The 23,188-nt window shown below is 71.5% G+C and carries 26 protein-coding genes; 5 read left to right on the forward strand and 21 right to left on the reverse strand.

Going from position 1 to position 23,188, the window contains the following annotated elements:
- Nucleotide 1: 1 nt before the first annotated feature.
- The 7 genes from ACFO0B_RS23960 to ACFO0B_RS23990 are packed head-to-tail and all read right to left on the reverse strand — an operon-like array spanning nt 2 to nt 7,634.
- Nucleotides 2-1,039, reverse strand: a complete 1,038-nt coding sequence (locus ACFO0B_RS23960) for an MlaD family protein (protein ID WP_378614812.1) — start codon at nt 1,037-1,039, stop codon at nt 2-4.
- On the reverse strand, nt 1,036-2,250 hold the full coding sequence (locus tag ACFO0B_RS23965) for an MlaD family protein (RefSeq protein ID WP_378614813.1): 1,215 nt from the start codon (nt 2,248-2,250) through the stop codon (nt 1,036-1,038). The genes ACFO0B_RS23960 and ACFO0B_RS23965 overlap by 4 nt, the downstream gene beginning before the upstream one ends.
- A gap of 4 nt (nt 2,251-2,254) precedes the next feature.
- The gene (locus ACFO0B_RS23970; protein WP_378614814.1) at nt 2,255-3,109 is read right to left on the reverse strand and encodes an ABC transporter permease; all 855 of its coding nucleotides are present in this window, start codon (nt 3,107-3,109) and stop codon (nt 2,255-2,257) included.
- Nucleotides 3,109-3,960: an MlaE family ABC transporter permease gene (locus ACFO0B_RS23975; protein ID WP_378614815.1), complete on the reverse strand. Its 852-nt coding sequence runs from the start codon at nt 3,958-3,960 to the stop codon at nt 3,109-3,111. Before ACFO0B_RS23975 ends, ACFO0B_RS23970 begins: the two co-directional genes overlap by 1 nt.
- A gap of 26 nt (nt 3,961-3,986) precedes the next feature.
- Complete coding sequence (locus ACFO0B_RS23980; protein ID WP_378614816.1) at nt 3,987-5,654, reverse strand: nitric oxide reductase activation protein NorD; 1,668 nt, start codon at nt 5,652-5,654, stop codon at nt 3,987-3,989.
- Nucleotides 5,651-6,460 (reverse strand): CbbQ/NirQ/NorQ/GpvN family protein, encoded by an 810-nt coding sequence (locus tag ACFO0B_RS23985; RefSeq protein ID WP_378614817.1) that lies wholly within the window; start codon nt 6,458-6,460, stop codon nt 5,651-5,653. The genes ACFO0B_RS23980 and ACFO0B_RS23985 overlap by 4 nt, the downstream gene beginning before the upstream one ends.
- A gap of 1 nt (nt 6,461) precedes the next feature.
- Nucleotides 6,462-7,634: a spirocyclase AveC family protein gene (locus ACFO0B_RS23990; protein ID WP_378614818.1), complete on the reverse strand. Its 1,173-nt coding sequence runs from the start codon at nt 7,632-7,634 to the stop codon at nt 6,462-6,464.
- 98 nt (nt 7,635-7,732) lie between these two features.
- Here ACFO0B_RS23990 and ACFO0B_RS23995 point away from each other — a divergent pair, with 98 nt between their 5' ends.
- On the forward strand, nt 7,733-8,332 hold the full coding sequence (locus ACFO0B_RS23995; protein ID WP_378614819.1) for a TetR/AcrR family transcriptional regulator: 600 nt from the start codon (nt 7,733-7,735) through the stop codon (nt 8,330-8,332).
- 3 nt (nt 8,333-8,335) lie between these two features.
- On the opposite strand, the gene ACFO0B_RS24000 is transcribed toward ACFO0B_RS23995, so the two are convergent.
- Genes ACFO0B_RS24000 through ACFO0B_RS24050 form a run of 11 tightly spaced genes read right to left on the reverse strand, consistent with a single transcriptional unit; the run spans nt 8,336 to nt 17,695 of the window.
- A complete protein-coding gene (locus ACFO0B_RS24000; RefSeq protein WP_378614820.1) occupies nt 8,336-9,505 on the reverse strand; it encodes an acyl-CoA dehydrogenase family protein in 1,170 nt (389 codons plus the stop codon).
- Nucleotides 9,506-9,515: 10 nt separating this feature from the next.
- Entirely contained in the window at nt 9,516-10,949 is a 1,434-nt protein-coding gene (locus tag ACFO0B_RS24005; protein ID WP_378615291.1) for an aldehyde dehydrogenase, read from the reverse strand.
- 55 nt (nt 10,950-11,004) lie between these two features.
- On the reverse strand, nt 11,005-11,322 hold the full coding sequence (locus ACFO0B_RS24010) for a hypothetical protein (RefSeq protein WP_378614821.1): 318 nt from the start codon (nt 11,320-11,322) through the stop codon (nt 11,005-11,007).
- Between the two features lie 11 nt (nt 11,323-11,333).
- Nucleotides 11,334-12,575: a metal-dependent hydrolase family protein gene (locus tag ACFO0B_RS24015; protein ID WP_378614822.1), complete on the reverse strand. Its 1,242-nt coding sequence runs from the start codon at nt 12,573-12,575 to the stop codon at nt 11,334-11,336.
- Nucleotides 12,572-12,904: a hypothetical protein gene (locus ACFO0B_RS24020; protein WP_378614823.1), complete on the reverse strand. Its 333-nt coding sequence runs from the start codon at nt 12,902-12,904 to the stop codon at nt 12,572-12,574. Before ACFO0B_RS24020 ends, ACFO0B_RS24015 begins: the two co-directional genes overlap by 4 nt.
- Nucleotides 12,901-14,163 carry an aromatic ring-hydroxylating oxygenase subunit alpha gene (locus ACFO0B_RS24025; protein ID WP_378614824.1) on the reverse strand — a complete coding sequence of 421 codons (1,263 nt, stop codon included), beginning with the start codon at nt 14,161-14,163 and terminating at the stop codon, nt 12,901-12,903. The genes ACFO0B_RS24020 and ACFO0B_RS24025 overlap by 4 nt, the downstream gene beginning before the upstream one ends.
- A gap of 11 nt (nt 14,164-14,174) precedes the next feature.
- Nucleotides 14,175-15,017, reverse strand: a complete 843-nt coding sequence (locus tag ACFO0B_RS24030; RefSeq protein WP_378614825.1) for a TauD/TfdA dioxygenase family protein — start codon at nt 15,015-15,017, stop codon at nt 14,175-14,177.
- A gap of 12 nt (nt 15,018-15,029) precedes the next feature.
- Nucleotides 15,030-15,359, reverse strand: a complete 330-nt coding sequence (locus ACFO0B_RS24035; protein ID WP_378614826.1) for a hypothetical protein — start codon at nt 15,357-15,359, stop codon at nt 15,030-15,032.
- The gene (locus ACFO0B_RS24040; protein ID WP_378614827.1) at nt 15,359-16,624 is read right to left on the reverse strand and encodes an aromatic ring-hydroxylating oxygenase subunit alpha; all 1,266 of its coding nucleotides are present in this window, start codon (nt 16,622-16,624) and stop codon (nt 15,359-15,361) included. Before ACFO0B_RS24040 ends, ACFO0B_RS24035 begins: the two co-directional genes overlap by 1 nt.
- A gap of 20 nt (nt 16,625-16,644) precedes the next feature.
- Complete coding sequence (locus tag ACFO0B_RS24045) at nt 16,645-17,394, reverse strand: SDR family NAD(P)-dependent oxidoreductase (protein WP_378614828.1); 750 nt, start codon at nt 17,392-17,394, stop codon at nt 16,645-16,647.
- A 10-nt stretch (nt 17,395-17,404) separates the two neighbouring features.
- Complete coding sequence (locus ACFO0B_RS24050; RefSeq protein WP_378614829.1) at nt 17,405-17,695, reverse strand: 2Fe-2S iron-sulfur cluster-binding protein; 291 nt, start codon at nt 17,693-17,695, stop codon at nt 17,405-17,407.
- A 107-nt stretch (nt 17,696-17,802) separates the two neighbouring features.
- Between ACFO0B_RS24050 and ACFO0B_RS24055 the strand changes: the two genes are divergently transcribed.
- Both ACFO0B_RS24055 and ACFO0B_RS24060 read left to right on the forward strand, forming a co-directional pair.
- Entirely contained in the window at nt 17,803-18,414 is a 612-nt protein-coding gene (locus ACFO0B_RS24055; RefSeq protein ID WP_378614830.1) for a TetR/AcrR family transcriptional regulator, read from the forward strand.
- Nucleotides 18,415-18,462: 48 nt separating this feature from the next.
- Complete coding sequence (locus tag ACFO0B_RS24060) at nt 18,463-19,068, forward strand: carboxymuconolactone decarboxylase family protein (protein ID WP_378614831.1); 606 nt, start codon at nt 18,463-18,465, stop codon at nt 19,066-19,068.
- A 74-nt stretch (nt 19,069-19,142) separates the two neighbouring features.
- On the opposite strand, the gene ACFO0B_RS24065 is transcribed toward ACFO0B_RS24060, so the two are convergent.
- Nucleotides 19,143-19,520, reverse strand: a complete 378-nt coding sequence (locus ACFO0B_RS24065; RefSeq protein ID WP_378614832.1) for a group I truncated hemoglobin — start codon at nt 19,518-19,520, stop codon at nt 19,143-19,145.
- Between the two features lie 89 nt (nt 19,521-19,609).
- Between ACFO0B_RS24065 and ACFO0B_RS24070 the strand changes: the two genes are divergently transcribed.
- Nucleotides 19,610-21,508 carry an AMP-dependent synthetase/ligase gene (locus ACFO0B_RS24070; protein WP_378614833.1) on the forward strand — a complete coding sequence of 633 codons (1,899 nt, stop codon included), beginning with the start codon at nt 19,610-19,612 and terminating at the stop codon, nt 21,506-21,508.
- On the opposite strand, the gene ACFO0B_RS24075 is transcribed toward ACFO0B_RS24070, so the two are convergent.
- Together ACFO0B_RS24075 and ACFO0B_RS24080 are read right to left on the reverse strand one after the other, a co-directional pair.
- Nucleotides 21,509-21,673, reverse strand: coding sequence for a hypothetical protein (locus ACFO0B_RS24075; protein WP_378614834.1), 165 nt, complete (start codon nt 21,671-21,673; stop codon nt 21,509-21,511).
- Between the two features lie 139 nt (nt 21,674-21,812).
- Nucleotides 21,813-22,130 (reverse strand): hypothetical protein, encoded by a 318-nt coding sequence (locus ACFO0B_RS24080; RefSeq protein ID WP_378614835.1) that lies wholly within the window; start codon nt 22,128-22,130, stop codon nt 21,813-21,815.
- Between the two features lie 145 nt (nt 22,131-22,275).
- On the opposite strand from ACFO0B_RS24080, the gene ACFO0B_RS24085 reads away from it, so the two are divergent.
- Nucleotides 22,276-23,106: a DUF3349 domain-containing protein gene (locus ACFO0B_RS24085; RefSeq protein ID WP_378614836.1), complete on the forward strand. Its 831-nt coding sequence runs from the start codon at nt 22,276-22,278 to the stop codon at nt 23,104-23,106.
- The last annotated feature ends 82 nt before the right edge of the window (nt 23,107-23,188 follow it).

The following is a 23,188-nucleotide window of genomic DNA, read 5'->3' on the forward strand; positions in this document are numbered from 1 at the left end:
TTCACCTGCAGATCGGAGAGTGCTGGGGGCGACCGGTGGGCGAGGAGCCGGCCAGGACCTGGGCGATCACCGGATCGATGCCCGGTATCAGGCTGAAGCCGATGTCGCAGACGTAGGCGTTGACGAAGGCGCCGCTGTCGACGGCGCGCACCATCGCCTGCAGCAGCGGCGGCAGGTTGAAGCCGAGGTAGGCGAAGCGGTCGCTGCCCTCGACGAAGTGGTGCGCGAATCCCGGCTCGCGGCCAATGAATTCGGTCAGCGCGGGGGCGGCGCCCTCGACGACGGTGGCGGCGTCGGTGACCACGGTGGCGATGCGGTCGGTCTGGTCGAGCAGGGCGTCGCGGTGGGCGGCGAGGCCGTCGAGCAGGGCGCGGGTCTGGGCGAGGGTGTCCTGCAGGTTGGTGCTCTGGGCGGCCAGGGTGGTCATGACCGCGGCGAGGTTGTCGATCAGGGTGCCGAGGATCTGGTCCGGGCCCGCGAAGGTCTGCGCGAGCGCGGCGGTCCTGGCGATCAGGGCGGTGACGGCGCCGTCGTCGCCCTGCAGCGCGCGGATCAGCGCGGAGGTCAGGTTGTCGACGTCGGCGGGGTCGAGCGTGCTGAACAGCGGCTGGAAACCGTTCAGCAGCCCGGAGATGTCGAAGGAGGGCTGGGTGTGCTCGAGCGGGATGCGGGCGCCGGGGGCGAGCGGTGCGGGGTCGCCGAAGTCGGCGCGGCTCAGCCCGAGGTAGCGCTGGCCGATCAGATTCTGGTAGGTGACCGAGGCGAGGGTGTCGCCGTGCAGGGTCTGGTCGCGGTGTACCCGGAAGGTGACCTCGGCCAGCTGCCCGTGCACGACGATGGCGTCCACCCGGCCCACCTGCACCCCGGCCACCCGGACGTCGTCGCCGACGCGCAGCCCGGAGACGTCGCTGAAGAGCGCCGAGTAGGTGTCGGTCTCGCCGGTGACGTCGCGCTGCAGGGTGACGTGCACCATCCAGGTCAGCACGGCGGCGACGAGCAGGAACGCGGTCAGCCCGATCAGGTCGCGGCGGTGGGTCATCGTGGCTCCTCCGGGGGCGGTGCGACACCGAGCAGTTCGGCGAGCGCGCCGGACTCGGCCGGGAGGCCGAGCAGATCGGTGAGTTCGCGCCGCTGCTCGGGGCTGTCCAGGGAGTCGATCACCGAGGGGCCTGCGGCGGGACCCGCGGTGCAGCTCGGGGCGGCCAGCTCGCCGTAGCGGGGACAGTCGGTGCGGGTGTACTCCTTGTGCGGGGTGAGCTCCACGATCACCTTGGCGGTGCCGCTCTGGTCCTCGGCATTCCAGAACTCGTTCGTGAACACGTGCGCCACGCGGGTCTGCGAGGTGGTCATCTGCACGAAGTTGCCGCTGCCTGCGGCCAGGAGCTGCAGCACCGGGCCCATCCGGCTGTTCATGCCGATGAGGGTGTCGCCGTGCCTGGTCAGCGCGGTGCCGAGGGTGGAGGTGGTGGTGCCCGCACCGGTCAGCAGGGCGGTCAGGTCGGCGCGCTTCTCGGCGACGGCGCGCAGCGGGACGACCGCCTCGTGCAGGGCGGTGAGCAGGTCGGGGGACGACTGCTGCAGCCCGGTCACCGCCTCCAGCAGCGCTGCCAGATAGGAAGGTCGACCGGGCGCGGTCGCCTCGGCCTGATAGGTGCGCACGATCCGCTCCAACTGGCTCGCGGCGGCGAGCGCCTCGTCGCCGCGGCCGCGGGTGGCGCGCTCCACGGTCTCCAGGATGCCGACGGTGGGGTCGTTGCCGGGACGCCCGACGGCGGCGGCGAGCTCGCTGAGCGCGGTGAGCGAGGTCTGCAACTGCACGCCCGCCCGGCTGTGGTCCTCCGGAATCCGTGCGCCCCCGGTCAGCGCGGGGCCGGGGCCGTTGTCGATGAGCTGCACCGACGGGACGGCGAACACATTGCTCGGGACGACGCGGGCGGTCACCGTCGCCGGGATCCCGTCCGCGTGCGCGGGGAGCAGGTCGATGTGCACCGCGTTGCCCGCGTCCGCCCGCACCACCTCCCGGACGCTGCCGACCAGCACGCCGCGGTACTTGACGTCGGAGCGGGCGGGCAGCCCGTCGCCGACATCGCTCAGCACCGCGGTGACCTCCACGGTGCGCGCGAAGGCCCCCTCGGAGCGGGCGATCATGGCGGTGGCCGTGGCGGCGATGACGGCGAGCACGGCCAGGCCGCGCACGAAGAGCCCGGCAGGGGAGAGATTCCGGTCGTCGGATTCGAAAACGATCGCCACGGCGCTACCCACTGATCCTGGAGCCGGCGTCGAAACCCCACAGCGCCAGCGTCATGAGCAGGTTCACCGTGATCATCACGGTGATGCTCGCGCGCATCGCGCGCCCGGCCGCGATGCCGACGCCCTGTGGCCCGCCGCGCGCGTAGTAGCCGTAGTAGCACTGGATGGTCGTGGTGACGATGACGAAGACGATGGCCTTGAGCAGCGAGTAGACGATGTCGGTTCCGCTGAGCACAAGGTCGAAGTAGTGGTCGTAGGTGCCGAAGGACTGGCCGCCCGCGATCCCGACGAAGAGCTTCACCGCCAGGTAGTCCGCGGCCAGCGCGGCCAGGAAGAGCGGAACCATCGCCACCACGGCGGCGACCAGCCTGGTGGTGACGAGGAAGGGGACCGGGCGGATCGCGATCGAATCCAGCGCGTCGATCTCCTCGGCGATCCGCATGGCGCCGAGCTGCGCGGTGAACCGGCACCCCGCCTGCGCGGCGAAGGCGATCGAGGCCATGATCGGGGCCAGTTCGCGGGTGGCGGCGGTGGCCGCGATCATGCCGGTGGCGGGCTGCATGCCGAGCAGCTTCAGCGCGTTGAACCCCTCGATGCCGACGATGCCGCCCGCGGCGGCGCCCAGGATGATCATGATCCCCGCGGTGCCGCCGCCGACGATGAGCGAGCCGTTGCCCCAGGTGACGTCGGAGATGATGCGCAGCGTCTCGCGCCGGTAGTGGCGCAGCGTCAGCGGGATCGCCAGCACCGCGCGGGTGAAGAAGGTGACCATGTGCCCGAGCCGGATGATCCCCCGCGACGGCGGCCCGGCCACCGCGACCACCGTGCGCACGCCGGGCGGGCGGTAGGTGCTGGCCATTACAGCGTCGTCCTCGGGAAGAGCATGGTGTAGAGCTGGGTGAAGCCCAGGTTCACCACCATCAGCACGACGATCGAGGCGACGACTGCCGCGTTCACCGAGTTCGCGACCCCGCCCGGCCCGCCCTTCGTGTTCAGCCCCTTCTCGCAGGCGACCACCACCACGATCACCCCGAACACGGCGCCCTTCACCATCGCCAGGTACAGGTCGCCCGAGGTCGCGAAGGAGGAGAAGGTGGCCAGATAGCTGCCCGGCGTCCCGTCCTGGACGTAGACGTTGAACAGGTAGCCGGCCAGGAACCCGACGAAGCAGCTCACCCCGGTCAGCGCCATGGCGACGATGACGCCCGCCGCCAGCCGCGGCACCACGAGCCTGCGCAGCACCGAGATGCCCATGACCTCCAGCGCGTCGATCTCGTCCCTGATCTTGCGCGAGCCGAGGTCGGCGCAGAGCGCGGAGCCCACCGCCGCCGCGAGCAGGATGGCGGTGACCAGCGGCGCGGACTGCCGGATCACGGCGAGCCCGCTCGCCGCCCCGGCCAGCGCGGTCGCGCCGACCTGACCGGCGAGCAGCCCGAACTGGATCGACAGCGTCGCGCTGATCGGCAGCGCGACCGCCACCGTCGGCAGCAGCGAGGTCTTGACCATGAAGGCCGCCTGGGCGGTGAACTCGCCGAACGGGAAACGCCGGGCGGCGATATCGGTGACGAGGTGCCGGACGGCCCGCTGCCCGAGCGTGACCTGCCTGCCGACGGTCTGCAGCGCGGCGACGGGGTGCCTGCGGGCGTAACCGCGGGCCCAGTCGGTGATCTCGGTGGCGGGCGGGGAAATCGGGACCGGATCGGGGGTCATTCCGGGCCTTCCTTGTCGAAGGTCGGTCAGCGCGAGACGGCGAGTTCGCGCAGCGCGGAGAGGAACAGCTCGTCCATGCGCGGACTGAGCTCGCCCAGGGTGGTGGCGCTGGCGTGCCCGGCCGAGCCGAAGACCCGTGCGAGGGCGTCGTCGGTGGTCGTGGCGCCGATGGTCAGGCAGAGGCAGGCGACGCCGTCGGCGCGCAGCTCCTCCAGCGCTCTGTGCGCGTCGGCTTCGGCGTAGCGGCCCTCGTACCCCTCGTCGTAGGGGTGGCCGTCGGAGAGCACCACCAGCAGCCGGTTCTGGGTTCCCGCCTGGTTCTTCAGGATGTCGCCCGCGCCGCGGATGCCCGCCCCGAGGCGGGTGTAGCTGGCGGGCTGGAGCTGGTTGAGCCTGGCCCGCCCGGCCGCGCCGAAGCGCTGGTCGAAGGTCTTGATCGCGGGCAGGTGCACGGCGTGGCGGCCCTGGGAGCGGAAGGCGTAGACGGCGACCCGGTCGCCGAGCTCCTCCAGCGTGTGCGCCATGGTGGCGGCCGCGCGGCGCTGGTGGTCGTGCACCGCGAGGCCGTCGGTGTCGGTGTCGGTGGCCGACCCGGAGGCGTCGAGCAGGATCAGCACCCCGAGGTTGCGCTCCAGTTTGCGGCGCTCGAGGTAGATGTTCTCCGCGGGGGAGTGGCCGGAGCGCAGGTCGACGACGAGGTCGATCAGCGCCTCGATGTCGAGCTCGTCGCCATCGGGGCGGCTGCGCAGCACCTTGGGGCCGAGTCCGATCCGGGAGAGGCGGCGGCGCAGGACGTCGTCGTCGGCGACGCCCGCGGCGGTGATATCGGCGGCGACGGTCAGCGGGAAGTCGAGCACCCGGCACCAGTCCGGTTTGTAGCGCTGGCCGTGCACGTCCCACTCCGGGTGCAGCGCGCCCCCGATCCCGAGCGCCGCGCCGGGCTTCCCGTCGTCGGTGAACTGGATCCTGGTGGGCAGCGGCTGCGCGTTGGCGCCCACCCGCTGTACCTTGCGCACCGCGCGGACCTGCATCTCCGCCCCGGCGGGGCCGTCGCCGGCCGAGCGGGAGTTACCGAAGAGTTTGCGCAGCTGGTCGGAGAGGGCCCGGGAGTTGAAGAGCGGGTTCTCGAACAGCTTCAGGATCTTGCTGCCGCCGACCTGGTCGCCGCCGTCGTCGTCGTCCTCCTCGCCCTCGGGCATGTCGATCGGGTCGAACTCGAGGCGCAGCTCCTTGGCGGTGGCCTTCCCGCCCGCCCCCGGCTGCTGGGTCAGCAGCCGGGACGGTTTGATCGCGCCGAACCACTCCGGCGGATCCGGCACCGGCTCGCGGCCGGTGGCGAGGGCGAGCGACGCCGCGGTGGTCGCGGTGGTGGCCCCGGTGGTGAGCCCGGCCGCGAGCGGCAGCGACTCGCCGAGCGCGGCGAGCACCCGGCGCCCCTCCAGCGTCAGGTAGCGCCGCGCCACCGCGGGCCGGGCCCGGAGCGGGCGCACGGCATCGGGATCGAGGCTGCCCGCGCCGAGCAGCGCGGCCTGCACCAGCACCTCCCTGCGCTGCTCGGCGGGGGTCAGCCCCGCCGAGACGAAGACCACCCGTCCGTCGGTGAACGCGCCCTCGCCCGCGGGGGCCGGAGCGACCTCGACGCTCCGGCCCGCGAGGAACGACGCCAGCAGCCGGAAGCGGTCCGTGCCGGTCATGACCGGGGCAGCACGGCGTCGACGAGCTCGCCGAGCGCCCGCACCACATCCGCGTCGTCGGAGAGCGTCCGCACCACGGCCGACTGCACGGCGGCGCGCAGCGGCAGCCCCTCGGCGACCAGCCCACCGGCCAGGATCAGCAGCCGGGTGGAGGCCGCCTCGCGCAGCGGCGACCCGTCGATGCGGCGGATGGCCTGGCCGAGCCGCACCAGCGTGCCCGCCGTCTCGGCGTCGATCCCCGCCTCGTAGGCGACCACATCGGTCTCGATCTCGGCGGGCGGGAAGTCCAGCTCGATGGCGACGAAGCGCTGCCTGGTCGACTCCTTGAGGCTCTTCAGGACGCTCTGGTAGCCGGGGTTGTAGGAGATCACCAGCTGGAAGCCGGGGGCGGCGGGGACGCTGGTGCCGAGGCGGTCGATCGGGAGTTCGCGCCGGTGGTCGGCGAGCGGGTGGATGACAACGGTGGTGTCCTGCCTGGCCTCCACCACCTCGTCCAGGTAGAAGATCGCGCCCGAGCGCACCGCGCGGGTCAGCGGGCCGTCGACCCAGACCGTCTCCCCGCCCTGCAGCAGGAAGCGGCCGACCAGATCGGCCGCGGTCATGTCCTCGTGCCCGGCGGCGGTGATCAGCTCGCGGCCGAGCTCGTGCGCCATGGCCTCGACGAAGCGGGTCTTGCCGCAGCCGGTCGGGCCCTTGAGCAGGACCGGGGAGCCGCGGCGTGCGGCGGCACGGAAGACCTCGGTCTCGTCGCCGACCGAGCGGTAGAACGGGGCACGGGTGATACGCGGTTCGGTGGTCAGGGTCATGTCAGTTACCTCGCTCGTGGGGGACGATCTTCGGCAGCTCGACGCCCTCGGGGAGGACGAGCTTGCCGTCGGGGTCGATGTAGGCGGTGTCCCGGCCGGGGATGGGCAGCGCCGGGTCGGGGCAGAGCCGGCCGGTGCCGTCGCCGCAGACGCCCATGTCGAAGTAGGAGCGCTTCTGGATGTCCTCCGGCCACGGGTCGGCGTTCATCGCGAACCACTGCGCCGGCAGGTTGTAGCAGACGAAGAAGAAGATGCTGCACGCGGCGAAGATGGCGAGGAACCTGGTGCCCTGCTGCCGGACGAAGCCGCCGCCGGTGCGCTCCAGCCCGCGCTCGACGAAGGTGCGGCCGCGGTCGTCGGTGAAGTAGCGCAGCGCGCACAGCCCCGCCTGCACCCCGCCCCACATGAGCCCCTCGTAGATGGGCCACTGGTAGTAGGTGCCCGCGTTGATCGAGAGCGACTGGATGGCGCCGGGGTAGGTGAAGAGCCCCATCGGCATCAGGAACAGCCCCTCGATGACCAGGTCGAAGAAGAACGTCCAGACGATCAGGATGCCGATCAGCCCGTAGTTGTTGATGTTCGGCCACTTCTTCTTGGCCTGCCGCATGATGAAGCAGCCGAGAATGGTGCAGAGCAGCACGCCGTAGGAGTACCCCGCCGCGTTCATCAGCAGCGGCTCGGCCATCATGGCGCCCGGCTCGGCGTAGGAGCGCCAGCCCGGGATCTCCGCGACCCAGGAGCCGCGGTTGAACATCCAGGTGTTGTAGGTGCTCCACGTATTGAAGTAGTTGAGCAGCGGATCCTGGAAGAACAGCAGCCCGCAGGCGACCAGGAGCATGCCGTCCAGGGTGATCCGGCGCTCGCGGCGCCACGGCCGGACGATGAACCACCAGACGCCGACCGGCCAGCCGGCCAGGATGACGGTGGTCCAGGTGCCGAGGATGATCTTCATCCAGGTCGGCGGGTCGCTCGGCCCGGTCGGTACCCGCTCGAAGTGCGGCCCGATGGCCCAGCTCGCCCAGATGTAGATCTGGAAGGCGAGGATCAGCCCGCCGATGATCGCCCAGATCACCACCGGTCTGGACGCGGATGGTGTCTTCGATCCCAGATCCGCTGTCGCGCCGACTGATTCGGTGACAGTGGTGGGTTTCTTGTTCTCTGCTGGTGCGCTCATCGCAGGACCCCTAGTTTGGTGACTCAGCAGTCCTCAAGATACCAATGAGTATCTCGGTAGGGGAAGAGTTTCTCAGATCCGATGGCATACTCGCTGCTATGGCGGAACGATGGACCAGGGAGCGGCGGCTCGAGCACACGCGCGGGCTGCTGCTGGAGGCCGCACAGGAGGTCTTCGCCGAGAAGGGCTTCACGGCCGCGACCCTCGACGACATCGCCTACGCCGCCGGATACACGAAAGGCGCCATCTACAAGCACTTCTCGACCAAGGAGGAGCTCTTCCTCGCGGTCAACGAGTGGTACTGGCAGCGCTACTTCGACACCTTCACCGAGGTGGTGTCGGCGGCCCAGGTCGGCGCGCACGAGCTGGACCGGATCGCGGAGCTCTGGCAGCGGCTCAGCGACGACCGCGGCGCCGAGCACGCCGCGCTCGGCATGGAGTTCACGCTCTACCTGCTGCGGAATCCGGAGGCGAGGGAGCGGGTGGCGGCCAGGCGGGAGCAGGTGGTCGAGGCGCTGGCCCGCTTCATCACCGAGGGGATGGCGCAGGTCGGCGCGACCCTGGCCATCCCGCCGCTGACCTTCGCGCGGATCCTGGTGCACACCACCGACTCCGTGGTGCTCGGCACCAAGCTCGACGACATCGACCTTCATCGGCCCGTGCTGGAGATGTACATGTCGGTGATCAAGCTGCCCTGAGCGTCAGCTCCGGGGCAGCCCGAGCACCCGCTGGGCGATGATGGTGCGCTGGATCTCCGAGGTGCCGCCCGCGATGGTGTGCGCGAAGGTCCTGGTGTAGCGCTCGAACCAGCCGCTGGCGAAGTGGCCGATGGTGTGCGCGCCCGGGGGTGCGCTGAGCGCGGGGTGGATCAGGCCGTCGGCGCCCATGCTGGACAGGGCCTGCTCGGTGCCGGCCTGCACCGCCTCGGAGCCCATCACCTTGAGCACGGAGAGCGCGGCGACATCCGGTTCGCCGCGGGCGGCGCGGGCCAGGGCGGCGGAGCCGAGGAGTTTCAGGGCGTGCAGGTCCATGACGCTGGTGGCGTAGGCGTCGCGGTCGTGCCCGGTGTGCGGGGTGAAGTCGCGGACGAGGTCGGCGAGGCGGTCGGCGTGGCTGAGCCACAGCAGGTTTCGCTCGTGGCCGAGGGAGCCGTTGGCGACCGTCCAGCCGCCGTTCTCCGGGCCGATCCGGTTCGCGGCGGGGACGCGGACGCCCTCGAAGTAGACCTCGTTGAAGTCCAGGTCGTCGGGGGCGCAGATCGAGGGGAAGGGGCGGCGGGTGACGCCGGGGGTGTCGGTGGGGATCAGCAGCACGCTGATGCCCTTGTGCTTCGGCGCGGTGGGGTCGGTGCGGACGAAGGTCAGCAGGACATCCGCGTCGTGCGCGCCGGAGGTCCAGACCTTCTGCCCGTCCACCACGTACTCGTCGCCCTCGCGGACCGCGCGGGTGCGCAGCCCGGCCAGATCCGAACCCGCGCCCGGCTCGCTCATGCCGAGCGACGCGGTCAGCTCGGCCCGCAGGATGGGCACCGCCCACCGGTGCTTCTGCTCCTCGGTGCCGAAGGAGAGCAGCGAGGCGGCGATGATGCCGACGCCCTGCGGGTTGAAGGAGTGGTAGATCCGCCGCTTGGACAGCTCTTCCAGGTGCACGTACTGCTGCAGCACCGAGGCGTTGCGGCCGCCGAACTCCGGCGGGTTGGCCGGCAGCAGCCAGCCGTTGTCGAAGAGCAGCCGCTGCCAGCGCCGGGCCCACTCGGGCACGTCCGCACTCGATTTCGAGCGCTCCTCCGGCGCCTCGGGCAGGTTCGCGTCCAGGAACGCCGCGAACTCGGCGCGGAAGGCCTCCACCTCGGGGCCGAACGACAACTGCACAGCGTCTCCTCTAGATTCCGGACACGGATTTGGTGGTGAGGTAGCCGGCCAGCCCCTCGCGGCCGAACTCGCGGCCGATCCCGCTGGCCTTGACGCCGCCGAAGGGGGCGACCGGATCCATGCTGTAGGCGGCATTGATCCCGACGGTTCCGCTGCGGATCCGGCGTGCCACCGCCAGCGCCCGCCGCGGGTCGGCCGACCAGACCGAGCCGGAGAGGCCGTACTCGGTGGCGTCGGCCAGCGCCACGGCGTCGTCGTCGCCGTCGTGCGCGAGCACGGTGATCACCGGGCCGAAGATCTCCTCGGTCGCGATCCGCATCCCGGGCTCGACCTCGGTGAAGAGCGTCGGCCGGACGTACCAGCCGCGTTCGCAGCCGGGCGGTGCGCCCACCCCGCCGACCACGGCCTTCGCGCCTTCGCGGAGCCCGGCCTCGACGTAGCCGTGCACGCGGTCGCGCTGCCTGGCCGAGACCAGCGGGCCGATATCGGTGGCCTCGTCGGCCGGGTCGCCGACGCGCAGCTTCCAGACCATCTCGCTCAGTGCCTCGACGTGCTCGCGGTAGCGGTTGCGCGGCACCAGGATCCGAGTCTGCGCGACGCAGGCCTGGCCGCCGTTCATGAGCGCCGCCACCTGGGCGCCGGTGGCGACCTGCTCGGGGTCGGCGTCGTCGAGCACCACGGCGGCCGATTTGCCGCCGAGCTCGAGGCTCACCTTGCGCAGCGCGGGGGCGCAGGCCGCGGCCACCCTTCTGCCCGCCGCGGTGGAGCCGGTGAACGACACCTTGTCCACGCCGGGGTGCGCCACCAGGTGGGCGCCGAGTTCGCCGTCGCCGGGCAGGATGGAGACGACGCCGGGCGGAATCCCGCTCTCGGCGAGCAGCTCCGCCATGAGGTAGGCGTCGAGCGGGGTCTCCGGCGAGGGTTTGAGCACGACGCTGCACCCCGCGAGCAGCGCCGGGATCAGCTTGGCCACGGTGAGGAAGACCGGCATGTTCCACGGGACGATGGCTGCGACCACCCCGACCGGCTCGTGCGTGACCAGCACGTCGGCCCCGAGGTAGCCGGGGCGGGTCTCCTCCCACGGGAAGGTCGCCGCCACGTCGGTCAGCGCGCGCATCATCACGCCGGGCAGTTTCGCGTGCGCGGAGCGGGCGAAGCGGGCGGGTGCGCCCATCTCCGCGGTGACCAGCCCGGCCAGTTCCGGTTCGCGGGCGGTGTAGCGGTCGGCCAGGTCACGGAGTACCGCGACCCGCTCGGCGACCGGGGTGTGCCGCCACGGGCCGTGGTCGAACGATTCGCGGGCGATCAGGACCGCGGCGTCGACATCGGCGGCGGTCGGCGCGGCGACCCGGGCGACCACCGCTTCCGTGTGCGGGGAGACGACCTCGATGACGCCGCTGCCGCCGGCGGGCTGCCAGCGCCCCCCGAGGTAGAGCCGGTCGATGTCCCACCGACCGGAGCGCGGGGCGTGGGCGGGCAGCTCGGAATGCGCGGTCACGTCAGGCCCGGTAGGAGGCGATGTCGCGGAGCAGCCGGACGGTCGGCGGCGGGTCGGTGCACAGCCCCACCGGCGGCGACATCTGCCCGGAGCGCGACGCGGCCCCGAGCCCGGCGCGCACGGCGTCCAGATCGTCGGCCTCGATCTCGTAGAGCGCGACGAAACTGTCCTCGCCGACCACGGCGAGCCTGCGCGCGGCGACCACGCCGTCCAGCTTGCACATCTCGGCCAGGTGCGTGTTCTCGTACCAGTCGTGGTAGGCGGCGGCCTCGTCCGCGGACTTGGGGCTCGACTCGACGAAGAGGATTCCGGTCGGCATGGTGACTCCTGTCAGGCGGTGGTGTTCTTGTGCACCACGCCGCCCTTCATGACGAAGGCGACGTGCTGGGTGCGGGTGATGTCGGTGGTCGGGTCGCCGGGCACGGCGATGATGTCGGCGAGCAGCCCGGGTTCGAGCCTGCCGCGGTCGGTGACGCCGAGCAGCTCGGCGCTCACCACGGTGGCCGCGCGCAGCGCCTGCGCCGGGGTCATGCCGCGGTCGACCAGCGCCCACAGCTCCTTGGCGTTGTCGCCGTGCGGGACGGCGGGCGCGTCGGTGCCGCAGGCGATCTTCACCCCGGCCGCGATCGCCTTCCCGAGCATCCGCCTGGCCTGCGGGAAGACCACGGCGGCCTTCTCCTGCAGGGCGGCCGGCGCTTTCGACACGTCGAGCCCCTCGGAGAGGTAGCTGGTCGGCACCAGGTAGGTGCCGTGCTCGACCATCATGGCGATGGTGTCGTCGCTGGCCAGCGAGCCGTGCTCGATGCAGTCGACCCCCGCGCGGATGCAGGCGCGGATCCCGGCGTCGCCGTGCGCGTGCGCGGCCACGTGCAGCCCGGCCCGGTGCGCCTCGTCCACGATGGCGGCCAGCTCCTCGTCCGAGTACTGCTGGATGCCGGGCGCGGTGCTGTGCGACATCACCCCGCCGGAGGCGGAGACCTTGATCAGCTGTGCGCCGTACTTGATCTGGTAGCGCACCGCGTGCCGCACCTGGTCGACGCCGTTGGCGATCCCCTCCTCCACCGCCAACGGCATGATGTGCGGGGCGAGGCGCTGGAACATGGTGGGGTCCAGGTGCCCGCCGGTGGGGGTGATGGCGTGGCCCGCGGAGTGGATGCGCGGGCCGGGGAACCAGCCCTGCTCGATGGCCCGGTGCAGGTCGACGTCGAGCAGGTAGCCGCCGGTCTTCACCATCAGCCCCAGATTGCGGACCGTGGTGAACCCGGCCTCCAGGGTGATCCGCGCGTTCACGGTGGCGCGCAGCGTGCGGTAGACCGGGTCGTCCTGCACGCCGTGCATGGGCAGCGGCAGCCCGGTCGGGGTCTCCGGGCCGCCGATGAGCAGGTTGATCTCCATGTCCATCAACCCGGGCAGCAGCGTGACGTCGCCGAGGTCGTGCAGCACCGCGCCCTCCGGGACGACGTCGGGGTCGACCGCCGCGATGTGCTCGCCGTCCACCACGAGCACGGCGGGCGAGTGCAGCTCCCCGGTCTCCACGTCCAGCCATCTGGCGGCGCGCAGGACGACCGTCACGAGCGCGGCTCCAGGACGCAGTGCAGCGCGGCCGCACCGGAATCCGGCACCCTCGGCTGGCTCCACACCTCGACCGGGAAGGAGACCATGATCATCGAGTGCAGCAGCCACATCAGCCTGCGGCCGTCGTCGGGCAGGTCGTCCAGGGTGTACCGGTCCAGGTAGGTCAGTGCGGCCTCGGCGCGCGGGGTGATCGCGTCGTAGAAGGCCTGCATCTCCGCCATCGAGCTGGCCATCCGGCGGTCGTAGCGCTCGGGTTCGGTTGCCAGGGACCAGGTTTCGGCCCACGGCTCCAGGTCGGCGAAGTCGGCGGGCAGCAGTGTGCTCATCGGACCGCCTCGCTCCGGTACTCGCCGACCCACTCGCCGGCGACCTTGTGCAGGTGCCGCAGCAGGATCTCCTGATCGTTCAGCGGGAAGCGCCGCACGGCACGGGATTCCAGCGAGATCTGGGTGGCCTCCAGGGTGTTGGAGTCCTGCAGCGCGTACTCCTTGAAGGTCACCGCCGCCATCTCCAGCGCCACCCGCTCGCGCGGGGTCTTCGCCGGGACGAAGTACAGGTTGCCCTCGAAGATGTGCCGGTTGTAGGCGGTCGGCCAGTAGTGGTAGGTCAGGTACCAGCCGGCCGACCAGATCAGGATGGTGAAGTTCGGGAAGAGCTGGAACGAATCCAGCCCCCACGGGTCGCACTTCGCCGGGTTCAGCCCGCTCGGCATCTCGCCGAGCTCCGGCTGCTGCCACGGGCCGAAGAGCCCGCTGCGGGTGATGTCCTCCATGGGCTTGCGCATGCTCGGGTCGAGCTCCCACGTCACCACGCCCGAGGTGCTGACCAGCCGGTGCGGGCCCTGCAGCTGGTAGTGCGGCGCCTCGAAGCCTGCCGTCTGGGCGGCGGTGGCGTAGTTGTCCGGCGACTGGCTCGCGTGCAGTACCGGTGCGTGGTAGAACTCCTGGAACGCGTCCATGTAGAGCTTCCAGTTGGCGCCGACCTCGGCCCGGTAGGTGAAGCGGTCGGTCATCCGGTCGAAGGGGTAGCCCTCCAGGTCGGTGACCATCGGGCCGAGGAATTCGCGCAGGGTCTGGCTCGGTTCCGGCGCCAGATTGACGAAGATGAACCCGGACCAGACCTCGCAGTGCACGGGCGCCAGCCCGTAGGCGCCCTTGTCCAGGTCGAAGAACTCGCCCTCCTGCTGGACGAAGTTCAGCCCGCCGTCCAGGCCGTAGCGCCAGCCGTGGTACTTGCAGGTGAACTGGCGGCAGGTGCCGGAGGTCTCCTCGCGCGGGAACTCGTTCCACACCAGCTTGTTCCCGCGGTGACGGCAGACATTGTGGAAGGCGCGGACCTGCTTCTCCCGGTCCCGCACGATGATGACCGAGCTGCGCGCGGCGTCGATCTCCTTGGTGTAGTAGCTGCCCACCTTCGGCAGCTGCTCCACCCGGCCGACATTGAGCCAGGCCCGCTCGAAGATGGCCTTGCGCTCCAGCTCGTAGAACTCGGGGGAGATGGAGTCCTCGTAGGACATGGGGTCGGTACCGAGCTCCGAGTAGTGCTCGGTCCAGCTGCCCTCGGGGGGCTTGGGCCAACGCGGCATGGTCGTACTCCTCACTGAATGGGTTCGTCGCCGAGCACGGTGGTGCGCAACATCTCGCGCGGCGACCCGGCGTCGTAGGGGGCGGCCCGGTGGATGACGCCGCGGTTGTCCCAGATCACCGTGTCGCCGACGGTCCACTCGTGCCGGTACACCCGCTCCGGCGTCGTGCTGCGATCCAGCAGCCCGTCGAGCAGGGTCCGGCTCTGCTCGGCATCCAGCCCGACCACCTCGCCCGCCGAGGCGCCGAGCACCAGCGAGCGCCGCCCGGAGCGGTGCGTCCAGACGATCGGGTGCTCGCGCACCGGCCGCCGCCGCCAGGCCGCGAGCTGCTCCGGGGTCGGGTCGGGGGTGAGCCGGCGCTGCGACGCCTCCAGCGAGTGCACCACCCGCAGCCCGGCCAGGTGCTGCTGCTCGGCGGGGTCGAGATCGTCGTAGGCCGAGTAGGTGCTGGCGAATTCGGTCTCGCCGCCGGACTCGGCGACCGCCTTGGCCGAGAGCATGGTCGCCATCTGCGGGTAGGCGTCGTCCTCCGGCGTGCAGCCGTCGATGTGCCAGTCGAAGGTGGCCCGCAGGTAGCTCGCCGACGAGTTCTTCGCGGTGTCCAGGCTGACCCGGTAGATCCCCTCGACCGGGTGGTGGCCGGGGGAGGTGTCGATCGGGCCCAGCGTGCGGCAGAACTCCACCTGGGTCTCCGGGTCCAGGTGCAGGCCGCGGAAGACCAGCACCCCGTTGTCCTCCAGCGCCTGCCGGATGGCGGCGGGCACGCCCGGATCGCCGAGCAATCGCTCCGGGGTGAGCCCGATGATCTCGGCGCCGACCTCGCGGCCCAGCTTCTCGACGGTGAGTGTCGTCATGGTGGTCTCCGTTCAGGGGGTCGGCTCGCCGACCCGGTCCAGATAGGCGTCGGCGCTGTCCACCGGGGCGGGCTGGGAGAAGATCTCCACCGCCATCGCCGCCTGGACCAGCGAGTACACGAGGTGCAGCAGGTTCAGCGCGTCGTCGGGCAGGTCGTCGAGCGGGAACTTGTCGCAGTAGACGATGGCGTCGTCCAGCCGCGGGAAGAAGGCGTCGTAGAAGTCGGTCAGCTCGGCCATGGTGCTGGCCAGGCGCTTGTTCCAGCGCTCGGACTCGGTGGGCAGGCACCAGATCGGCGCGAAGCGCTCGAATTCGGCGAAGGCCGCGGGCAGCATCGGCATCAGCGCGCCGCCGCCCCGTGGAAGGCGCCGACCCAGTCGGCGACCGCCTTGTGGAAGTGGCGCACCAGGATCTCCTGGTCGTTCACCGGGTAGTCGGTGATCCCCGCGGTGCGGTACGCCTGCTCCAGCGCGGTCTGGGTGCCGGTGAGCATGCCGGCGTCCTGCAGCGCGAACTCCTTGAACACCACCGAGGAGACCTCGTGCTCGATCCGCTTGCGCACCGAGTCGGCGGGCTGGTAGCAGAGCGTGCCCTCGAAGGTGTGCGTGTTGTGCGAGGTCGGCCAGTAGCGGTAGATCAGGTACCAGCCGCGGTAGAAGAGGATCTCGACGTTCGGGAAGATCTGGAAGTTGTCGATGCCCCACGGATCGATGCGGCCCGGGTTGATGCCGGGCGGCAGCTCCCCGATGTCCGGCGACTCCCACGGGCCGACCAGGCCGCTGCGGGTGACCCGCTCGATCGGGTACATGAACTCCGGCGGCAGCGTCCAGCGCCGGGCGCCGCCGGTGCTCACCATCCGGTGCGGGCCGTCCAATTGGTAATGGGCGCAGGTGAATCCATTGTCCGGCTTGCGCACCGCGCCCGGCACCTGCTGCGAGTGCAGCCCGGGCACGTGGTAGTACTCCTGGAAGGCGTCGGCGAAGAGCTTCCAGTTGCTCGCGTTCTCCGCCTTGAAGTCGTACCGCTCGGTCATCCGGTCGAACGGGTAGTCCGCGAGCGCGCCGACCATGGGGCCGAGGAACTCGGTCAGCGTCTGCGGCGGCTCCGGCGCCAGGTTCACGAAGACGAACCCGGCCCAGATCTCGCAGTGCACCGGGACCAGCCCGAACTCACCCTTGTCCAGCCCGAAGAACTCGCCCTCCTGCTGCACGAAGTTCAAGCCGCCGTCCAGGCCGTAGCGCCAGCCGTGGTACTTGCAGGTGAACTGGCGGCAGGTGCCGGAGACCTCCTCGCGCGGGAACTCGCTCCACACCAGCTTGTTGCCGCGATGCCGGCAGACGTTGTGGAACGCCCGCACCTCCTGGTCGCGGCCGCGCACCACCAGGATCGAGGTGCGCGCGATGGCGATCTCCTTGGTGAAGTAGCTGCCGACGCGCGGCAGCTGCTCCACCCGGCCGATATTGAGCCAGGCGCGTTCGAAGATCGCGGTGCGCTCGAGTTCGTAGAACTCCGGGGAGACCGAGTCCTCGAAGGACATCGGCCCGGTCCCCAGATCCGGGTAGTGCTCGGTCCAGCTGCCCGCCGCGGGCTTGGGCCAATCGGTCATCGCGGTACTCCTTCGTCGGGTCAGATGACGGTGCCGCCGTTGACACCGACCACCTGGCCGGTGATGTAGCGGGCGTCGTCGGAGCAGAGGAACGCGCAGGCCGCGGCGATGTCGTCGCCGGTGCCGAGGAAGCCGACCGGGATCGCGTTCGCCATGGTGGCGCTGTCCGGCAGATGCCCCGCGGCCTGCGAGGAGCGCGACATCGGGGTGTCGATCCCGGACGGCGGAATGGTGTTCACCGTGATGCCGCGCGCGGCATACTCGCGTGCCAGCCCCTTGGTCATGGCGATCACCGCGCCCTTCGACGCGGTGTAGTGCACCATGCCCGGCGAGCCGCGCTGTGCGCTGGAGGAGGAGATCGTGACGATCCGGCCCCAGCGGCCGGCCAGCATGTCCGGCAGCACCGCCTGCACGCAGTGGAACGTCCCGGTGAGGTTCACCGCGAGCACCCGGTTCCAGGACTCGAGCGAGATCTCGGTGAAGGGCTGGAAGGCGACCAGCCCGGCGCTGGTGACCAGGACGTCGATCGGCCCGTAGGTCTCGCGGGTCGCGGCCAGCGCGGCGTCGACGGCGGCGCGGTCGGTGACGTCGGCGGCGAAACCCGTTGCCGTGTCGCCCTTGTCACGGATCTCGGCGGCGGCGCGCTCGGCGCCCGCGCCGTCCAGGTCCAGGATCGCCACCCGGTCGCCGCGGGCGGCCAGGCGCTGCGCGATGGCCAGCCCCATGCCGGAGGCGCCGCCGGTGACGACGGCGGTGTGGGATGAGGGCATCGGTTGGCTCCTAATCGTCGTAGTCGACCCGCAGCAGCGGGGTCGTCGGCACGGCCTGGCAGGTGAGCACCCAGCCCTCGGCTACCTCGTCCTCGGTCAGCGCGTCGTTGACGCGCATGACCGCGCTGCCCTCCGTCACCCGCGCGATGCAGGTGGCGCAGTTGCCCATCTCGCAGGAGGAGGGTGGATTAAGCCCGAGGATGCGGGCGATCTGCAGCACCGTGTTGCCGTTCCGGTGCTCGCCGGTGGCGGTGCGCCTGCCGCAGCGGACGGTGACCCTGGCCGGTGTGTCGGGTGCCATGGCGTCCTCCGATCGGCGAGAGAGTTTGAGCACCCGGTTAATTTGATCGGGTGGTTAAAGTTATAGGGTGGGCCCGATCCCGATGTCAAGGGCTGATGGAGGTGGCGATGAAGACCGAGCGGGCGAGCAGGGCCGATGGTGCGGCCACCCGGGTCGCGCTGCTGGACGCGGCCGAGCAGATCATGCTCGACGAGGGCTACGCGGCGGTGAGTTCGCGGCGCCTCGCCGCGCGGGCCGGGGTGAACCCGGGGCTGGTGTACTACTACTACGACACCATGGACAACCTCTTCGTCGAGCTGTTCCGGCGCGGCGCCGAGCGCAGTTACCAGCACCAGCGCGAGGTGTTCGAGGACGTGCAGCCGCTGTGGGGGCTGTGGGAGGCCGTGCACGGGCAGTCGCAGACCGCGCTCACCATGGAGTTCATCTCGATGGCCGTGCATCGCAGGACGATCCGCGCCGAGATCGCGGAGTCCTCCCGGCGCTTCCGTGAGCTGCAACTCGAGGAGGTCGGGCGGATCCTGGCCGGCTACCGCGACGTGCCTGCGCCGTGGACCGCGACCACGGTGGTCATGCTCATGTCCAGCGTCTCCCGGCTGCTGCGGATGGAGGAGTTCTTCGACATCGACACCGGGCACGCCGAGACGGTGGCCGTGATCGAGGATTTCCTGCGCGTGGTCGAAGGCGACCGGGTGCTGCGCGGGGCGCGTGAGCCGGCCTGAGCGCGGCACGGGCTTCCCGAACGCGGGCCCTCCCGCTACGCTGAGCGGGTGCCCAGCGAGCCACGGCTGCCCCCGCTGCCGATCGAGAAGTGGGACGACGACGCCCGCGAACTACTCCGCGGCAAGGTCGGCATGGCCGACCGCTACCTCTCCGGCGCCCCGGATGCCCCACCGTTGCCGAACATCCTCGGCGTGCTCGGCCACCACCCCGAGCTCGCCGCGGCCTGGCTCGGCTACAACGGGCTGCTGCTGGAGCGCGGTGCCATGGACCCGCGCGCCCGCGAGCTGCTGATCCTGCGCGTGGCCTGGCGCACCGGCTGCCGCTACGAGTGGGAGCAGCACGTGCGAATCGCGCTGCGCCACGGCTTTTCTCCCGAGGAGGTCGCCGCCGTGCGGCACGGCCCCGACGCGGCGCTCTGGCCGCGCGAGGAGAGCCTGCTGCTGCGCGCCGCCGACGAGCTGCTCGCCGGGCACCGGGTCGGTGAGGACACCTGGCGCGAGCTCGCCGCGCACCGCAGCGCCGCCGAGTTGCTGGAGCTGCTCTTCGTGGCCGGCTCCTACCTCTGCCTCGCCCTCGTCGCCAACAGCGCCGACCTGCGCCCCGACCCGGCCGCCGAGCCGCTGCCCGCCGGGCTGGAGTTCGACGGCGGGTGAAGCGAGGCCGTCGGCGCCTGCCGCACGCCATCGGCTCGGCCGGGTGCGGTGGGATCCCGGTGCCGTTCGGCTGATCAGCCCGAGGTGATGTCGCCCGCGAGCGGTGCGACCGCCGCGATGATCTCCTCGGTCAGCGCGCGCGGCACCCCGGCGTCGGTGAGCGCGTCGGCGAGGTAACCGGCGACCAGCCCGAAGTGCGCCAGCGTGATGCCGCGGCCCCGGTGCACCTGCTTCATCGGCGCGCCGGTGTACGGGTCGGGGCCGCCGAGCGCGGTGGCGAAGAACTCGACCTGTCTGCCGCGCAGCCGGTTCAGGTTCACGCCGGTGAAGAAGCCGGCCAGCCGCTCGTCGGCGAGCACCCGGGTGTAGAAGTCGGCGACGACAACCTCGAGTGCATCGTAGCCGCCGATCCGGTCGAAGATGTTGTCGGAAGATCCGATAGAAGCTGGCATGAGAACATGCTCCGATCACGAAGAACAGGCCGAGAATCTGGGTAATAAGTTACCGTTGATTCTGCCTCGACGTCGAGAGTGGAGAACTGATGTACCCGAGCCGCTTCCCGTTCGTCAGCTTTCCGCACTGCTCGGGCAGGCACGTGTCGACGCTGCCGCAGGCCTTCCAGGCCACCGCCGCGATGCGCCCGGACGCGGTCGCGCTGCGCGGGCTCGACCCGGCCCGCAGCTACACCTGGGCGCAGTACCGCGCGGCCGTGCGCGCGGTCGCGGGCGGGCTGGCCGCGCTGCGGGTGGCGCGCGGCGAGACCATCGCGCTGCTGCTCGCGAACCGCCCGGAGTTCCACCTGGTCGACACCGCCGCGCTGCACCTGGGCGCGGTGCCCTTCTCGCTCTACAACACCGCGGCGCCGGAGCAGATCGCCGAGGTCTGCGGCAACGCGGGCAACCGCGTCGTGATCACCGAGCGCGCGCTGCTGCCCCGGCTGACCCGCACCGGCCTGCACTTCGCCGCCGTCGTCTGCGTCGACGAGCCGGGGCCGGGCGCGATCTCGCTGGCGCAGCTGATCGAGAACGCCGACCCGGACTTCGACTTCGAGACCCGCTGGCAGCAGGTGCGCCCGGACGACCTGGCCACCCTCACCTACACCGCGGGCACCACCGGCTCACCCAAGGGCGTCGAGCTGACGCACTCCAACATCCTGGCGCAGCTGGTCGCGCTCGGCGAGCACCTGCCCGCCGACTTCGACGACCGGATCGTCTCCTACCTGCCCGCCGCGCACATCGCCGACCGGATCACCGCGCACTACGCGGGCATGACCCGCGGCATCCAGGTGACCTCGCTGGCCGACGCGGCCCGGATGGGCGAGGTGCTGACCGAGGTGCGGCCCACCGTGCTCTTCGGCGTGCCCCGGGTGTGGCAGAAGGCGCGGGCCGGGATCGAGAGCGCCATCGAGGCCGAGCCGCGCCGGGCGAAGCGCGCGGTGGCCGGGTGGGCGGTGCGCACCGGCAGCGCGCACGCCAGGGTCGAGCTGGCCGGCGGGCGACCGGGCCCGGTGCTGCGGCTGCGGCAGCGGATCGCGGACCGGCTGGTGCTGCGCAGGATCCGCGCCGGGATCGGGCTCGACCACATCCGCTTCGCGGCCTCCGGTGCGGCGCCCATCCCGGCGGAGGTGCTGGCGTACTTCCACGGCCTCGGCATCCGGCTCACCGAGGTCTGGGGGCTCTCCGAGGCGGCCGGGGTCACCACGACGACCACCGCCGGCAACCCCGGGCTCGGCACCGTCGGCGCGCCGCTGCGCGGGGCCGAGGTGCGGCTGGCCGCCGACGGCGAGCTGCTGGTGCGCGGCCCGATGGTGATGCGCGGCTACCACCGCGACCCGGACCGCACCCGCCGCGCCTTCTACCGCGGCGACTGGCTGCGCACCGGCGACCTCGGCGAGCGCGACGAGGCGGGCAACTACCGCATCGTCGGCCGCCGCGGCGACATGATCATCAACGACTCCGGCAAGAACATCGCGCCCTCCCGGATCGAGAACGCGGTGCGCGCGGCCTCGTTCCTGGTCGGCAACGTGGTGGTCTTCGGCGAGCAGCGGCCGTTCCTGACCGCGCTGATCACCCTGGACACCACCGCCATCGCCGCGGATGCCGCGAGCAACGGGGTGGTGGCCGCCGACGTCGCCATCCTGGCCGGGCGCCCCGCCGTCCGGCAGCGGATCACCGAGGCGGTGCGTGAGGGCAATGCCAGGGTGTCGCGGCCGGAGCAGATCAAGCGCTTCGTGCTGCTCGACCACGTCTGGGAGCCGGGGAGCCCCGAGCTCACCCCGAAGCTCACCGTGCGCCGCGACGTGGTGGCGAAACGCTACGCCGAGCTGCTGGAAACGCTCTACTCCGAGGCCCCGGACCGGCACCTGGTGACCGAGCTCCCCGCCCCGGCGGAGCCGCGCCCGCGCCGCTCCGGTATCAGGCGGCTGCCGCGCTCGGCGTGACTACGGCTCCGGGGTGTCGCGGGCGCGCGCCCAGCGCAGCCGGTGGCTCGCCGCCGGCTCCGGATCCGGTTGCGCTGCCGCCGGTTCGGCGTCGTGGCCGGGGTGGTCGCCGCAGGGGTCGACGCGGCCGACCAGGATCATCGGAATCTCCAGTGCTGTGCTCATCGCGTTCAGCACAACACATTTCGACCTCCGCCGGGACACGCTTCGCAGGCTTCGCAGCAAATCGTTTTGTCACGCCGACTGGTCGGTCCGAACTGTGCAAATGCACTTTCATCCGAAATGTGGCAACCAGCTTGCTACCTCACCACGGCCCCTCGGTCTGCACGCAGCGCAGCCCCTGCACGTCGTCCGGCAGCCGCACCACGCCCTCCTTGCAGGTGAAGACGGTACGCGCGGCCGGGAACTCGAGCCGGAGCGGCTGGCGCACCGATCCCGACGGCGCGCCGTCGGAGGCGGTGCAGTTCTCCCGGCCGGTGGTGACCCCGGTGATGTTCTGGTCGAGTAGCCGGCAGCTGTAGGTCGGTACGAGCAGCGGCTCGGCCCCCGCGGGCGCCACCACCAGCCCGCCGCTCACCACGGCCCCGAACACCGACGCAGCCACCCGATCGCGCCACGACATCGCCACCACCTCCCGGGACGGGAACACCCGCCCGCATACTCGTCGTTACCGGGTACCCCGGGGGCGAGTGCGGTAAGCGGTGACCCCGCTCTCCGTGTCGAACACACCGAGGTTTGAGCCGGTCCGAGCTGGGCATCGTGGAGGCGTGTACGTCGAATGGCCGCGGATTCCGGCGCAGGTCGTCGCCTGGCTCCGCGCCGAACCGAACGATCCGCCGCAGCGGCGGGTTCCGCTGCTCGCCCTGCTCGGCCCCCGGCTCGGCGCGGACGAGGTCGCGCGGGTCGCCGCCGAGCTGTCGGTCGCGTGCGTACCCGTGGACCGGGCCGAGGCCGCGGCCGCCATCGCCCGGCTGACCGGGCAGCTGCCGAGCGAGACCGATATCGCCCTGGTCCTGCGGCGATTGCGCGAGCCACCCACCGAGCCGCCCACGCTGCTGCACACCATGTGCCTGCGCGCCGGGTCGGTGCTCGCCACCGCCACCGTCGCCCTGGTGACGGCGGATCCGCGGCAGGCCGAGATCGCCGCCGACCTGGCGGCCGAGGTAGCGGTGCTGCGCGCGGGCGCCGAGCGCGGGGCGGTGCGGTCACTGGTGCGCCGCAGGCCGGGCGAACTCCGCGCGGCCGTCGCCGCGTTGCGCGCAGGCATCCACCCGTGGCGGATGGCGGAGCTGGCGGCCGAGATCGCCGAGGCGACGCGGCGGGACCACCCCGAGCACCGGGCGCGGCCCGCGCTGGTCCGGCTCGGCGGGCTCGGTGTGGCGATGGCGGGCGCGGGCGCCGAGGTGCTCGCCACCGGTGATCCCGGCGCGGGCGCCGCACTGCCGGGCAGGCACGCCACCGTGGCCGCGCTCGCCGCCGAGCTGGCCCGCACCGAGCCAGGGCTGGCCGCGGTCGCCCGCTGCTACGAGCAGTTCGCCGAGCACGCCGCCGCGCTCGTCCGTCCGGCGGCGCTCGCCGTGCACGGCCGCGCCGGGTAGCCGCAGCCTCGACCGGGCGGAATACCTTTCGCAGACTCCGCAGATTCACTGGATCGCTTCCGCAGAATACGCGCTGTGCAAA

The sequence above is a fragment of the Nocardia jiangsuensis genome (assembly GCF_042650385.1).
Classification (GTDB): domain Bacteria; phylum Actinomycetota; class Actinomycetes; order Mycobacteriales; family Mycobacteriaceae; genus Nocardia; species Nocardia jiangsuensis.